Annotated in this window: 14 protein-coding genes and 2 tRNA genes; 12 read left to right on the forward strand and 4 right to left on the reverse strand. The window is 44.6% G+C overall.

Annotation, left to right across the window (positions count from 1 at the left end; all coding sequences use genetic code 11):
* Positions 1-50 precede the first annotated feature (50 nt).
* From hemE to IAE16_RS09250, 3 genes are read left to right on the forward strand one after another with little or no spacing between them, the layout of a single operon-like run.
* The gene (gene hemE, locus IAE16_RS09240; protein ID WP_323700553.1) at positions 51-1,052 is read left to right on the forward strand and encodes a uroporphyrinogen decarboxylase; all 1,002 of its coding nucleotides are present in this window, start codon (positions 51-53) and stop codon (positions 1,050-1,052) included.
* Complete coding sequence (locus IAE16_RS09245; protein WP_323700554.1) at positions 1,049-2,161, forward strand: tRNA (guanine(10)-N(2))-dimethyltransferase; 1,113 nt, start codon at positions 1,049-1,051, stop codon at positions 2,159-2,161. Before hemE ends, IAE16_RS09245 begins: the two co-directional genes overlap by 4 nt.
* Positions 2,148-2,687: a hypothetical protein gene (locus IAE16_RS09250; protein ID WP_323700555.1), complete on the forward strand. Its 540-nt coding sequence runs from the start codon at positions 2,148-2,150 to the stop codon at positions 2,685-2,687. The genes IAE16_RS09245 and IAE16_RS09250 overlap by 14 nt, the downstream gene beginning before the upstream one ends.
* On the opposite strand, the gene trpE is transcribed toward IAE16_RS09250, so the two are convergent.
* Positions 2,667-4,154: an anthranilate synthase component I gene (gene trpE / locus IAE16_RS09255; protein ID WP_323700556.1), complete on the reverse strand. Its 1,488-nt coding sequence runs from the start codon at positions 4,152-4,154 to the stop codon at positions 2,667-2,669. The two genes, IAE16_RS09250 and trpE, sit on opposite strands and share 21 nt — an antisense overlap.
* Positions 4,155-4,265: 111 nt before the next feature.
* Here trpE and IAE16_RS09260 point away from each other — a divergent pair, with 111 nt between their 5' ends.
* The 9 genes from IAE16_RS09260 to truB all read left to right on the forward strand — a co-directional run bounded on the left by IAE16_RS09260 (position 4,266) and on the right by truB (position 10,224).
* On the forward strand, positions 4,266-4,553 hold the full coding sequence (locus IAE16_RS09260; RefSeq protein WP_323700557.1) for an isoamylase early set domain-containing protein: 288 nt from the start codon (positions 4,266-4,268) through the stop codon (positions 4,551-4,553).
* A gap of 53 nt (positions 4,554-4,606) precedes the next feature.
* On the forward strand, positions 4,607-5,605 hold the full coding sequence (gene gap, locus IAE16_RS09265; protein WP_323700558.1) for a type I glyceraldehyde-3-phosphate dehydrogenase: 999 nt from the start codon (positions 4,607-4,609) through the stop codon (positions 5,603-5,605).
* 37 nt (positions 5,606-5,642) lie between these two features.
* Positions 5,643-5,715: transfer RNA gene (locus tag IAE16_RS09270), tRNA-Pro, on the forward strand.
* A tRNA-Arg gene (locus IAE16_RS09275) sits at positions 5,716-5,789 on the forward strand. It abuts the tRNA gene before it with no gap.
* 39 nt (positions 5,790-5,828) lie between these two features.
* Positions 5,829-6,401: an alpha/beta fold hydrolase gene (locus tag IAE16_RS09280; protein WP_323700559.1), complete on the forward strand. Its 573-nt coding sequence runs from the start codon at positions 5,829-5,831 to the stop codon at positions 6,399-6,401.
* The gene (locus IAE16_RS09285) at positions 6,364-7,020 is read left to right on the forward strand and encodes a methyltransferase domain-containing protein (RefSeq protein ID WP_323700560.1); all 657 of its coding nucleotides are present in this window, start codon (positions 6,364-6,366) and stop codon (positions 7,018-7,020) included. The genes IAE16_RS09280 and IAE16_RS09285 overlap by 38 nt, the downstream gene beginning before the upstream one ends.
* Positions 7,017-8,429: a Do family serine endopeptidase gene (locus IAE16_RS09290; RefSeq protein WP_323700561.1), complete on the forward strand. Its 1,413-nt coding sequence runs from the start codon at positions 7,017-7,019 to the stop codon at positions 8,427-8,429. Before IAE16_RS09285 ends, IAE16_RS09290 begins: the two co-directional genes overlap by 4 nt.
* Positions 8,429-9,361 (forward strand): sigma-70 family RNA polymerase sigma factor, encoded by a 933-nt coding sequence (locus tag IAE16_RS09295; protein ID WP_323701647.1) that lies wholly within the window; start codon positions 8,429-8,431, stop codon positions 9,359-9,361. Before IAE16_RS09290 ends, IAE16_RS09295 begins: the two co-directional genes overlap by 1 nt.
* A complete protein-coding gene (gene truB / locus IAE16_RS09300; protein WP_323700562.1) occupies positions 9,361-10,224 on the forward strand; it encodes a tRNA pseudouridine(55) synthase TruB in 864 nt (287 codons plus the stop codon). The genes IAE16_RS09295 and truB overlap by 1 nt, the downstream gene beginning before the upstream one ends.
* Here the strand turns inward: truB and prfA are convergent.
* The 3 genes from prfA to alaS are packed head-to-tail and all read right to left on the reverse strand — an operon-like array spanning position 10,208 to position 14,075.
* Entirely contained in the window at positions 10,208-11,281 is a 1,074-nt protein-coding gene (prfA, locus tag IAE16_RS09305) for a peptide chain release factor 1 (protein ID WP_323700563.1), read from the reverse strand. The two genes, truB and prfA, sit on opposite strands and share 17 nt — an antisense overlap.
* Entirely contained in the window at positions 11,281-11,466 is a 186-nt protein-coding gene (gene rpmE, locus IAE16_RS09310; RefSeq protein ID WP_323700564.1) for a 50S ribosomal protein L31, read from the reverse strand. The genes prfA and rpmE overlap by 1 nt, the downstream gene beginning before the upstream one ends.
* Positions 11,463-14,075 carry an alanine--tRNA ligase gene (alaS, locus tag IAE16_RS09315; RefSeq protein ID WP_323700565.1) on the reverse strand — a complete coding sequence of 871 codons (2,613 nt, stop codon included), beginning with the start codon at positions 14,073-14,075 and terminating at the stop codon, positions 11,463-11,465. Before alaS ends, rpmE begins: the two co-directional genes overlap by 4 nt.
* Between the last annotated feature and the right edge of the window lie 28 nt (positions 14,076-14,103).

Here is a 14,103-nt window from a genome sequence, read left to right on the forward strand (position 1 = left end):
TCCTCCCTCGCCCCCTCCCAGGGGGCGAAAATATGCTAAGATATTAAACCATGCTTCTTTTGAAAAGCCTTAAAGGAGAGAAAATTCCACGTTTTCCTGTTTGGCTTATGCGTCAAGCAGGTAGATATATGCCACAGTATAGAGAGCTAAGGGAAAAGGAAAGGGATTTTCTTAGCTTTTGCAAAAACGTAGACCTTGCAAGTAAGGTAAGCCTTTTGCCTGTGGAGCTTCTTCAAGTGGACGCGGTGATAATCTTTTCTGATATTCTTGTGCCACTTGAGCCTATGGGCGTTAAGGTGGAGTTTCTTGAAGGTGAGGGTCCAAGGCTTGAATGGGATGGAAGTGTGAAGAGTTTAAAGAAAATATCCTTTTCTCAGGTGGAGTTTGTGGGAGAGGTCATAAGAAGGGTAAAGGCTCAGGTCAAAGATGTGCCGGTGATAGGCTTTAGTGGTGCTCCTTTTACTCTTATGTCTTATATGGTAGAGGGACGCTCAAGCAAGGACTTTAAGAAGACCAAGCTCTTTATGTGGACTTCAGAGCAATATGCGGACCTTATGAAACTGCTTTGTGAAAACTTGCTTGAATACCTTCTTGGTCAAATAAGGGCTGGTGCGGACCTTTTGCAGGTCTTTGATAGCTGGGCAATGCACCTCTCTTACGAAGACTTTGAGGAGTATGTCTACACTTATCTAAAACCCTTCTTTGAAGAGCTAAAAAAACATACAGACAAACCAGTTATATACTTTTTCAGAGGCTCTGGTTCTTTTTTAAGAGCCCTTGAAAACTTGCCAGTGGATGCTCTTTCTGTAGACTGGACGGTGGATATGGTCTCTGCCATGAAAGAAAGCTCAAAAGCCTTTCAGGGAAACCTTGACCCTGCACTTCTTTACTGTGATGAGGAAAGCCTTCAAAAAAAGACCCTTGAGTTTCTCAGATGTATACCAAGAAAGACCAAGTATGTTTTTAACTTAGGACATGGTCTTATGCCAGATATGGAGCTAAGCAAAGTAAAACTTCTCGTAGATACGGTAAAGGGCTATCGCCTCTCATGATAAGAGAGGGAAAGGTCCTTTTGGATATTGAGCTTCCAGAGGTCGTCTCTTCAAAGATGCAAGTCTTTTATAACCCACACATGAGGGAAAACAGGGACATAAGCCTTCTTATGCTCTTGAACATGCCAAGCCAAGACCTTACAGTCTGCGACCCCATGGGTGCAAGCGGTATAAGGCTTATGAGGTTTTTGCTTGAGACCAACAAGGTTAAAAAAGCCATATACAATGACATAAGCCCCTCTGCGGTAGAGTTCTTCTTGAACCTTCTGAGGTCTCATAACATTCCAGAAGATAAAGTGGAAGTATACAAGGAAGATGCAAACCTTCTTCTTAGAAAACTCAGAAACTGCCACTATGTGGATATAGACCCCTTTGGCTCACCGGTGCCCTTCTTAGAAGGTGGTATACTGCCCTTGGCAAGGTATGGCTTGCTGGCTGTAAGTGCCACAGATACCTCTGTGCTTTCTGGCACATATCCAGAAACCTGTCAAAGAAGATATGGCTCAAAACCCCTGCTTAGTGCGGAGTTTTACCACGAGGTAGGCTTACGCATCCTCATAAAAAAGGTAGTAGAAGAAGGTGCAAAGATGGACTACGCTCTAAAGCCAGTGTTTTCCTATTCCTACAGGCATTATATGAGAGCCTTCTTCATAAAGGACATAGGACCAAAAAGGACCAACGCTCTTATAAGACAAATAGGCTTTTTGCTCTACTGCGATAGGTGTCTATACAGAGAGGGTGTGCAGGTGGAAGACATAAGGCATGAGTGTCCTCACTGCAAGAATAGACTTTTGGTTGCAGGACCTCTTTGGCTTGGAAACCTCTGGGATGAGGAGCTTGTCCAAAGGTTATGGGAAACGAGAGGCATGGTAGAAATCTCAGAAAACACCAATAAGCTCTTAAAAAGAATAAAAGATGAGTCAAAAGCTCAAACCTTGGGCTTTTATACTATCTCTTCCATATGCAAAACCTTTCGCATAGGACAAGCACCCACTATAGAAAGGTTTTTAGAGGTCTTTGAAGGCACAAGAACACATTTTAGCCCCGAGGGTTTTAGAACATTACTTAGCCACGAAGAGGTGCTAAAAAGAGCCCATGAGCTATTATAGAGAACTTAAGGACTTTATACTGCAGATAAAGGGAGACTTTTTTCTTTCGCCAAGAGATAGGTGGTTTTTGAAGTTTCTTGAAGAGGAAGGCTACCCCCTTGAAGTAGTGAAAGAAGGTATAAAAAGGTTTTTCCTTTTCCATCCTCCAAATAGAGCCTCAAAGCTACCACTTTTTATGAGCTTTGAGCAGATACAAAAACTGAAAAGGTTCTATATCAAGAAAACTTCACAAGGTCTGGACTGGAAGGAAAGGTTTCTCAAAAAACTAAGGCTTGCGGAAGAGATTTTAGGAAGAAAGATACAAGTAAAAATGCCAGAGGATATGCAAAGTGCGGAGGAAATCCTACAAAGCCTTTCTTCTGAAATAGCCAAAAAATTGTGGGATGAACTAAGCAGGGAGCAAAAAGCAAGCCTTATGAAGAAGTTTGCAAGTTTTAAGCAAGACCAAGAGCTCTTTAAGGCTATGATAAAAAGGGAACTCTTCAAGGAGAAGGGTATAAAGAGTTTATCTTTGTTCGTGGATTGACTCAGCCATAGCTACAGCCTTCATAAGAGCTTTTGCCTTATTTACAGTTTCTAACCACTCCTTTTCTGGGTCAGAGTCCGCCACTATGCCTGCACCCGCTTGAAGAAAAACCTGGTCCTTTAGTAGCACCGCAGTTCTTATGGCAATTGCCATATCCATATTTCCTTCAAAGGATATATAACCCACCGCCCCTGCGTATATGCTTCTTCTTTCCCTTTCAAGCTCCTCTATTATCTGCATGGCTCTAACCTTGGGTGCACCAGACACTGTCCCCGCAGGAAATAGAGCCTTCAAAACGTCCACCGCAGAAAGACCATCCTTTAGCTCACCTATTACATCGCTCACCATATGCGTAACATGAGAATACCTTTCTACCCTCATAAAGCCCTCTACCCTTACGCTTCCTGGCTTGCTTACACGTCCCACATCGTTTCTTGCCAGGTCTACAAGCATTAAGTGTTCCGCCCTTTCCTTCTCATCTTGCAGGAGCTCCCTCTCAAGAGCCAAGTCCTCCTCGGGAGTTTCTCCCCTCCTTCTTGTCCCCGCTATGGGTCTTGTTTCTATCCTGCTCCCCTCAAGCCTTACCAAGACCTCTGGAGAAGAGCCTATTACCTTTAGGTCTCCAAAGTCCATGTAATACATATAGGGTGATGGGTTTAGAAATCTCAAAGACCTGTATATGCCCTCTGGCTCTCCAGAAAAGACCTTACTAAACCTTTGAGACAAAACCACCTGCACTATATCTCCCTGCTCCACATACTCCTTTGCCCTTTTTACCAAACTCATAAACTCCTCTTTTGTGTAGTTTGAACGCCATTCTTTGAAGTCTATAGCTCTCTGAGGAAAGTGCATAGGATAGACGCAAGTAGTGAAAATCCTTTCTTTTATGTCTTCTATGAGCCCTTTTGCCCTTTCATATTCTTTTGATATGTCCCTATCTGCATGCAAAGGCACTATAACCTTCAAACTACCGCTTAGGTTGTCATGCACCACCACCACATCACTAAGGATAAAGAAAAGGTCAAAAACCTCAAGAGTGTCTGGCTTTTTGTCCTCTATAGGCTCGTAGCACTTTATAATGTCGTAGCCCACATAACCTGCAAAGCCTCCCCAGAACCTTGGAAGAGATGGGTCATGATAGGCTTTAAAGCTCTTGAGTAGGTGGTCTATGGGTCTCAGTGGGTCCTTTTCCTCAAATAGCTTGACCCTTCCCCCTTCGTATAGGTATGCTATACCGCTCTTCCAAGCGTAATGGAAAGTGTTTGCAAGTATCACAAAAGAATACCTGCCCCATTTGCTCCCACCCTCCGCACTTTCCAACAGCAGGCTATACTTCCAACCTTCCTTTAGCTTAAGGTATACAGATAGAGGCGTTTCCGTGTCCGCCATAAACTCTGCGTATATGGGTATTACCTTGTAGTCCTTTGACAGCCTATATACCTGTTCTTCATTTAGGTTTAGGTTCATCTTTTAGCTAAGGATTTATTATAGCACTTCTGGGCTGTTTTTAATCTCTTGAAAAAGCATATTCACATAACCCGCAAGTTGGGTTAAACTAAATCCTAAAGGAGGTGAACAATGGTAAAAAAGAGCTACCAACAAGGTAAAAACATATGTGTGGTAAGCTTTTATATCAAAAGAGACGATGCACAAAGCGTGGATCTTGTGGGCGAGTGGAATGATTGGAAACCAGAGCCTATGCAAAGGAAGAAGGATGGGACTTTTTGGATAAGCAAGAGACTAAAGACTGGCAGGAGCTACCGGTTTAAATACCTTATTGACGGACAATACTGGGAAAACGAGCTGTCCGCAGACCAGCAGGTTCCTAACTCCTTTGGCACCACAGACAGCCTGATTATTGTTTGAGCGTGATAAACCACTTAGCTGTGGAAAGCTCCTTTGGTATAATTTAAATTACTATGATAAGAGTAGGCATAAACGGTTTTGGTAGGATAGGAAGGTCCTTCTTTAGAGCCTGCTATGGGCACGAAGACATACAGATAGTAGCGGTAAATGACCTAACAGACACAAGAACGCTGGCACACCTTCTCAAGTATGACTCGGTGCATGGAAGGTTCAAAGGACACGTGGAAGCCAAGGACTCAAGCCTCGTGGTGGACGGAAAAGAACTCAAGGTCTTCTCGGTAAAAGACCCAGGGGAAATACCATGGGGAGACCTGGGGGTTGATGTGGTTATTGAGTCCACAGGAGCCTTCACAAGTAGAGAAAAGGCGGAGCTTCACCTAAGGGATACGGTAAAGAGAGTAATAATCTCCGCACCTGCCAAAAATCCAGACGTGACCATCGTCCTTGGTGTAAACGAGCATATGTATGACCCAGAAAAGCACAGGATAATATCCAACGCCTCTTGCACCACCAACTGTCTTGCACCCACTTTGAAGGTGCTTCATGAAAGGTTTGGAGTGAAAAAGGGCTATATGGTTACGGTGCATGCCTACACCAACGACCAGAGGGTTCTTGACCTGCCACACAAAGACCTAAGACGTGCTCGCTCCGCTGGAGTCAACATCATTCCAACCACCACAGGTGCTGCAAAAGCCATAGGTGAAGTTATACCAGAATTAAAGGGTAAACTTGATGGCACTGCAAGAAGAGTTCCAGTGGCGGATGGCTCTTTGATAGACCTCACAGTTATCGTAGAAAGACCACCCACATCCATAGAAGAGGTAAACACCTCCTTCAAGGAAGCATCAGAGAGCTATCTTAAGGGCATTTTGCAATACACAGAAGACCCGATAGTTTCTCAGGACATAATAGGTAACCCACACTCCGCCATCTTTGACGCAGGGCTAACGCAGGTTATAGAGGATATCGTCCACGTAGCTGCATGGTATGACAACGAATGGGGATACTCCTGCAGGCTCAGAGACCTTACCTTACTTGTGGAGAGGAGATAGCCAAATCTCAAGGTTTGGTTTATAATTATACTTTCCACGGGGTGTAGCTCAGGTGGGAGAGCGTTGGCTTTGGGAGCCAAAGGTCGCAGGTTCAAGTCCTGCCACCCCGAGGGTCCGTAGCTCAGCTGGACAGAGCAAGGGATTTCTAATCCCTAGGTCGGGGGTTCGAGTCCCTCCGGACCCGCTTTTCTTCCTTCATGGATGGGGTTTTAGCTCAAAGGTTTTGAAGGGTATTCCTTCTGTAGACCTTCCCTTTCACGGCAAAAGCCAGCTTAGATATGAAAATCTTCAAAGTCTTGTAAGGGATATGGCTCTAAGGATTCCAAGGGATTCTATTCTCATAGGCTGGTCTCTTGGTGCAAGTCTTTCTCTGCTTATGGCTTATATGTTTCCAGAAAAGTTCAGAGGGCTTGTGCTTATAGGTGGTAGCGCGTGCTTTGGTTGTTTATGGGACAAGAAAAACCTTAGAGGATTTCTCATAAGGCTTGAAAGAGAAGGAGAGAAGTTTCTCAAAGAGTTCAGGAGTTTATCCTATCCAAAAGCCTTTGAAGACCACATTGACCTACAGGGAGCAAAGACACTTCTCAAAGACTACATGGAGCTTGACATAAGGCACATACTACCACACATAAAACAAAGGGTCATTATCCTACACGGCACGCAGGACCCTATAACTCCTCTTTCTTCTGCACTTACACTTTACAATATGTTAAAAGGAGCTAAATTAATAACCTTCTTAGGAGGACATTTCCCAGAAGATGAAAGTCTTATCTTTGAGGTTCTCAAGAGCCTGTGATAGCTACGAGGAATGGGCACTCCCTCAGAAATACTCCGCACAAAGACTAAAAGCTCTTGAAAAGATAGAAGGTTCCGCTCTTGACATTGGCTGTGGGACTGGTATTCTCAGCGAAGGGCTTGATAATGTGGTTGGTATAGACATAGCCTTTGGCATGGCTAAGGCATACAAAGAGAAGTTTGGCAATGTAGTGCTCGGAGATGCCCATTACCTGCCTTTCAAGGACAAGAGCTTTGACTACGTAATAAGTAATTTTGCCCTTCATTGGACCGACTTAAAAAGGACCATACCCGAAGCTATCAGGGTTTGTAAAAAGTGCTTTTTATGTGCCATCCCCGTAGATGGAAGTCTGCCTCAGTTTGGCTTTCCCTTCCCAAAGGTAGAAGAGGTATTAAGCCTTCTTGAAGGTAAGGTTAAGTTAAGACACCTTTTCCTTGAAGATGTCCCTATACCCTTCAGCGGGTGGGATTTGATAAAGTTTTTCCATTATACGGGTTCTTCCTTTAACCCAACCGCCAAAGGTGGTATAATCTCAAGAAAGAGGATTGAAAGTATGATTTATGAAATTGACAAAGCAGTCTTTAGGGTTCTATTCTTTTCTTGTGAGGTTGGTAAATGAGGAGGAGGAAAATGGTGCTTTTTACTGCTCTTTTTATGAGCCTTCTGCTTATCTTAGGCTGTAAGGCACAGCAGGTTCAGAAGGTAGACACACCACCTCAACAACAGAATAAACCCGTAGTTTCCTCTCAGGTGCTTTCTCAATTTGAAGAAGAGCTAACCGCTATAGTGGAGGCGGTATCACCTTCTGTGGTAACCATATTTGCCACTCAAGAAGTGTCTGGTATTGAAACGCCTTTTCCCTTCCCCTTTCAGATACCACCTCAGGAGAGAAGGTCTTTGGGTTCTGGTGTGATAATAGACTATAAGAATGGTAAGCTCTATATACTCACAAACAGCCACGTGGTTCAAAACGCAAGGGCTATAAGGGTCAGGTTTGACAGACATACGGAAAAGAGAGCAAGGATAGTAGGCACAGACCCCAAGACGGATGTGGCAGTGATAGAAGTGGATGACAAGGATATTCCAAACCCAGAGAGCAGGATAGCAAAGCTTGGTGACTCAGACAAACTAAAGGTTGGCCAGTTGGCTATAGCCATTGGAAACCCCTACGGGCTTGAAAGGACGGTAACGGTGGGTGTTATATCTGCCTTGAGAAGGACAATAGGCATAACCCAATACGAGAGCTTTATTCAAACGGACGCTGCCATAAACCCGGGAAACTCTGGAGGTCCTTTGGTAAACATAAGGGGTGAAGTTATAGGTATAAACACCGCCATATTAGCTGAAGGTCAAGGGCTTGGCTTCGCCATACCTATAAACTTAGCCAAATGGGTCGCAGACCAGCTAATAGCTAAGGGTAAAGTTACGAGGGGTTGGCTTGGCGTAGTTATACAGGATATAACTCCCGAGATGGCAGAAAGCCTTGGAGTAAAAGAAGGTGTGATAATAGCCCAGATAATGCCCGGAAGTCCTGCAGACAAGGTAGGTCTTAAGGTAGGTGATATAGTGGTTGAAGTTGATGGTCAGAAGGTAAGCGAAGTGAGAGAGCTTCAGTTCAAGATAATGAGGACGGAGCCGGGCAAAGAGATAAACCTGAAAGTGGTAAGAGATGGTAAGGAGACAAGCCTTAAGATAAGGGTAGGGGAAATGCCAGAGGATAGACAAGTAGGAGAGGCTGAGCAGGGTCAGGCGGACTTGGGTCTTGTGCTGAGAGACCTGACGCAGGAAGAAGAGACAAGGCTCGGAGTTAAAGGAGTTCTTGTGGTAAGGGTTGCCCCCAACAGTCTTGCCATGCAGAGCGGTATAGCCCCAGGAGATGTTATACTTAGAGTTGGCAACAGACCTGTATCTAATGTGAGAGAATTCCAACAGAGCATAGAAGCCCTCAGACAGGCAGGCAGAGAGAGTGCACTATTACTTATAAGAAGAAGAGGCAACAATCTCTTTATTGTTCTGAGGTTAAGATGATGATACCAGATACTGAACAGGAAATAATAAACCAGTATCTTAAAAAGGTATCCAAGATACCCCTCCTCACTCCTGAGGAGGAGAAAGAAATCGCAAGGAGGGCAAAGGAAGGAGACCAGCAGGCTTTTAGAAGGCTTGTGGAGTCAAATCTTAGGTTCGTAATAAGTATAGCAAAGCAATATTTAGGCTATGGTCTCCCTCTTTCTGAGCTCATCGCTGCGGGCAACCACGGGCTTATAGAGGCAGCAAAAAGGTTTGACCCAGATAGAGGTGTGAAGTTCATATCTTATGCGGTTTGGTGGATAAGGCAGGCTATAATGCAAGCACTTTCTCAGCAGACGGGAGCTGTGAGGATTCCCATAAAACAGTCCCATCTTATAAACCGCATAAGCAGTATATACAGCAGGCTATATAGAGAGCTTGAAAAAGAGCCAACCTCTGAGGAGATAGCCTACGAATACACCAAAGAGGTGCTTTATAAAGAGTTGGAAAAGGAGCTTGGACGAGAACCTACGGAGGAGGAGATAGATAAAAAGATTAGAAAAGAAGGCTACAAGATAAGCCCAGAGGAGGTAGACAAATGCCTTCAACTTTGCAGAGTTCCCTTGTCTTTGGACGCTCCTGTTGGTGAGAACGAGGACACCTTCTTTGTGGACTTTCTCAGTCAGCATGGCACTGCTGATGTAGAAGAGAGAATAATAAGCGAGGTGTTAGAGAAGGAAATAGATGACCTTTTGGACAAACTTCCAGAGAAAGAGAGAAGGGTTATAGAGTTAAGGTTTGGTCTAAGGGGCGAAGAGCCAAGGACTCTAAGAGAAATAGGAGATATCTTGCAAATTTCCAGAGAAAGGGTGCGTCAGTTAGAGACAAGGGCACTCAGAAAGCTCAGAAACATGGCTATGAAAAGACACCTCAAAGATTTTCTAAGCTGATGGTCTCGGGTCTTCTCCTCGTAGATAAGCCGAAGGGTCCCACATCTGCTGAGGTTCTTGAAGGCATAAAAAGACGCTTTAAGGTGAAGGTAGGGCATGCTGGCACTCTTGACCCTATAGCTACTGGGCTGTTGATAGTTCTTGTTGGCGAAGGGACCAAGTTCTCTCAGTTCTTTACTGGGCTTGATAAAGCCTACAGGACAATGGCAAAGCTGGGTGAGATAACAGATACCTATGACGCAGAGGGTGATATTATTCAGTCAAGACCAGTGGAAGTTTCCTGCCAAGATATAGAGGCTGTGTTAAAGACTTTTACAGGAAAACTCCTTCAAAAACCTCCACCCTTTTCAGCAAAGAGGATAGGTGGCAAAAGGGCTTACGAGCTTGCAAGAAAGGGTTTAAAGGTTGATATAAAGCCTGTAGAGATTCATGTGTATAAGGCTGAGCTCTTAGAATGCAAACTACCCTTCGTGGAGCTCCTCTTTGAGGTCTCCTCTGGTACCTACATAAGAAGCCTTATTCATGACCTTGGACTGAAGCTGTCTTGCGGTGCACACGTGGTGGAGTTAAGAAGGTTAAGGATAGGTGGTTTCAATGTGGAAATGGCTATATCCTACAACAGACTTTTATCCTTGGAGGACCCTTCTGGACTTTTAATCCCAGTGGGAGAGGCACTAAGTTTTATGCCAAAAATAACCCTTGAGGGTGGACTTTCAAGAAGAATAAAGCATGGCTCTGCCATAAGGCTAAAGGAAAACCTAGAGAAGACCTTTGTGAGACTCTACGAAGGCGATACCTTCATAGGAGTGGGTCTTATTGAAGGCAATACCCTCAGACCCTACAGGCTTATGCAAGGGCTTTGAGTTTTTCTTCTATATAATGCTCCACCAAAGCCTCTATGAGTTCGTCCAGCTTGCCCTCAAGCACATCTCCAAGTCTGTATAGGGTTAGGTTTATTCTGTGGTCTGTAATTCTATTTTGTGGAAAGTTGTAGGTTCTTATCTTTTCACTTCTTTCTCCTGTGCCTACTTGCTGTCTTCTTTCTTTTGAAATTTCCTCTTCCTTTTGCCTCTCGTAGAAGTCCTTTAGCCTTGCATAGAGAATTTTGAGAGCTTTTTGCCTGTTTTGAAACTGAGACCTCTCGTCTTGACAGGATACGGTTATGCCGGTAGGAAGATGGGTTATTCTTACTGCGGTTTCTGTGGTGTTTACATACTGACCGCCTGCACCACTCGCCCTAAAGGTTTCTATTTTTAGGTCCTTTGGGTCTATTTGAATCTCCGTCTCGTCCGTCTCTGGGAGGACTGCCACCGTTGCAGTGGAAGTGTGTATCCTTCCTCCCGCTTCGGTTATTGGCACTCTCTGGACTCTGTGGACTCCGCTCTCAAACTTAAGCCTTGAATATACACCCTCACCCTCAATAAGGACAGACACTTCCTTGTAGCCTCCAAGACCCGTCCTATTGGTAGAAAGAAGGCTAAACCTCCAACCCTTTTCCTCCGCATACTTTTGATACATGTTAAGAAGGTCTGCCACGAAGAGCGCTGCCTCTTCACCACCTACGCCCGCCCTTATCTCCAATATAACGTTTTTGCTGTCCCTTGGGTCCTTAGGAAGCAAGAGGACTCTTATGTGTTTTTCTGTCTTCTCTAACTCCTGCGTAAGTCTTTCTATCTCTTCTTTTGCGAGGTCTTTTAGCTCTTCGTTTTTCAAAAGCTCTTTTGCCTGCTCAAGGTCAGAGAGCAGTTTTCTATACTCTTTGTATGCCTTATAAACTTCTTCTATATCCTTTAGCTCTTTTCCAAGTTTCGTGAGCTTTTCCCTGTCTGAGACTACCTCTGGACTGCTAAGCTGATACTGTAGCTCCAAATACTTTTGCTCTATGGATTTTAACCTTTCCTCAAGCTCAGGGCTTAGCATTATCCTTTGCCCTTTAGCTCCAAAAAGGCTGGCTTTACCCTTAGCTTACCTGTATAAAAGGGATGGCAGGCATTACAAGTCTCAAGGTAAACAGTCCCGCCTTTTGTGGAAAGCAGTGTAAAGCTATTGCCACAACCACAGACAAAATGAGTAGGTTTAAGCTCTGGATGTAAACCCTTCTTCATCCTTTCACCTCCGTGAAACTATCTATTATAACAGATTTTAGGTTCTCCACCGCAGTCTGCAACTGGTCAAGGCTTTTCACACTACCCTGCACCAAGTCATCCCTTCCACCACCACCACCACCAAGATACTTAGAAACCACCTTCATAAGCTCCCTTGCGGAAAGCTTATCTGTAAGCTCCTTAGAAAGGGCTATCAGGCATGACGCTTTTTCTCCCCTTTTGCTAAGGAGAAAGACCACCGCTCTGTCTGTGTTGTTTCTTATCCTGTCTGTAAGGACAAGCATATCCTTTGGCTCAACCTCCTCAAGCACGCCAAAATACAAATCTATCTCTCCCACCTTTTCCTTCTTTACCTCTGAGAGGTTATCCCCAGCAAGTAGCTTTTCCTTTAGTTTGCTTATTTCCCTTTCCTTTTCCCTTAGCTCTTCCGTAAGTCTTTGCACAGCCCTTGGAACATCCTCTGAGGAAACCCCAAGAGACCTGGCAATTTCAAGAAGCCTTCTCCTCTCCTCAAAGGCATGCTCTACCGCCCACCTTCCCGTTTTTGCAATAATGCGTCTTACACCCGCACCCACCGAGGATTCAGAGACTATCATGAAATATCCTATGTCCCCCGTTCTTTTCACATGAGTTCCACCGCAAAGCTCCTTTGAAAAGTCCCCCACGCTAAGGACTCTTACCCTCTCTCCATACTTTTCCTCAAAGATGGCTATGGCACCGCTTCTTATGGCGGACTGGTAGTCCATCTCTTCCACCAATACGGGCTGGTTTTTCATTATCTGCAGGTTTACAAGCTCCTCCACCTTCTTTATTTCCTCCTCCGTGAGAGGCTGAAAGTGTGTAAAGTCAAAACGCAGATACTGGTCCGCCACCAAAGACCCTGCCTGACGCACGTGTTCGCCAAGCACCTCTCTCAAAGCAGAGTGTAAAAGATGCGTTGCGGTATGGTTTCTTTTTATGTCCTCTCTCCTTTCCTCCTCTATGCGTGCAAAGGCTCTGTCTCCAAGCCTTATTGACCCCTTTGACACATAACCTATATGTGCTATCACACCCTCCACTGGCGACTGGGTATCCTCCACAAAAAAGAGACCCTCCGAGGTTTGTATAATACCCCTGTCTCCTATTTGACCACCCCTTTCTGCGTAAAAGGGAGTTTCCCTTAGAAACACCTCGCCCCTCTCTCCTTCCCTTAATTCAGAAACAAGCTCACCATCCTTTAACAGTGCTATAACCTCTGTGTGCAGGCTTGTCTCTTCGTAGCCCAGAAAGGTAGAGGTTTTTCCAAGCTCCTTTAAGTGTTGATAAACAGGCTTTGTAGCCTTTACCTCTATCTTAAAGTGTTTTCTTGCCTTTTCCCTTTGCTCCTCCATTTCCCTCTGGAAGCCTTCCATATCAACCTTTAGACCCTTCTCCCTTGCCATGTCTTCAAAGAGGTCAACAGGAAAGCCATAGGTATCGTAAAGACTAAACACAAGATTTCCTGGTATAAGACCCTCTTCCGCTTTTTGAAGAATCTCTTCTGCGTAAGGCATACCTCTTTTGAGAGTGTTTATAAACCTCTCCTCCTCTGCCTTGACTACAGACTTTACAAAGGACTTTAACTGAAGAAGTTCAGGATAAGGCTCTTTCATTATGTCCACCACAAGGTCAATACCCTTATAGAGAAAAGGCTCTTCTATTCCCAGCTTGTAGCCATATCTCATGGCACGTCTTAGAATTCTTCTTATCACATATCCCCTGCCTGCATTGGAAGGAAGAACACCATCACTTATGGCAAAGGTCAAAGCCCTAAGATGGTCCGCTATTACCCTTAAGGCACTATCTGTTTCAAAGTTTTCCCCATAAACCCTTCCAGAAAGCTCTTCACCAAAGGCTATAAGAGGTCTTATAAGGTCTATTTCAAAGTTGGTCTTTGTCCCCTGTAGCACGCTGGCAACTCTTTCAAGGCCCATACCCGTGTCTATGTTAGGCTTTGGCAAAGGAGTCAGGTTTCCCCTTTCATCCCTGTTGTATTGCATAAAGACCAAGTTCCATATTTCAAGGTATCTCTCCGGTTCGTATTCTGGACCCCTATCCACATATATCTCAGAAGAGGGACCGCAGGGACCCGTATCACCCATCTGCCAAAAGTTGTCCTCCTCTCCCATTTTCCATATGCGGTCTTCCGAAAGCCCTATGTGGTCTCTCCATATGAGAAAGGCTTCCTCATCCTCTCTGAAAACGCTTACGTATATACTCTCCTTTGGTAGCTTCAGATATTCGGTAACGAACTCCCAAGCGTATTCTATGACTTCCTTTTTAAAGTAGTCTCCAAAGGAGAAGTTTCCAAGCATTTCAAAAAAGGTATGATGTCTTGAGGTAAAACCTACGCTTTCAAGGTCGTTGTGCTTTCCAGAGACCCTAAGACATTTTTGACAAGAGACCGCCCTCGTGTATGGTCTTTTTTCTATGCCAAGAAAAACATCCTTAAAAGGCACCATACCAGCGTTTACAAATAGAAGAGTTGGGTCCTTTTCTGGAATAAGGCTTGCGGACTTTACCCTTGTATGCCCTTTTTTTTCAAAAAAGCTCAAGAAAAGCTCACGGATTTCATGCCCTGTCATAAGCATAGAATTATACACAAAGTGGTCCTACAGG

Source organism: Hydrogenobacter sp. T-2 (assembly GCF_033971325.1).
Classification (GTDB): domain Bacteria; phylum Aquificota; class Aquificia; order Aquificales; family Aquificaceae; genus Pampinifervens; species Pampinifervens diazotrophicum.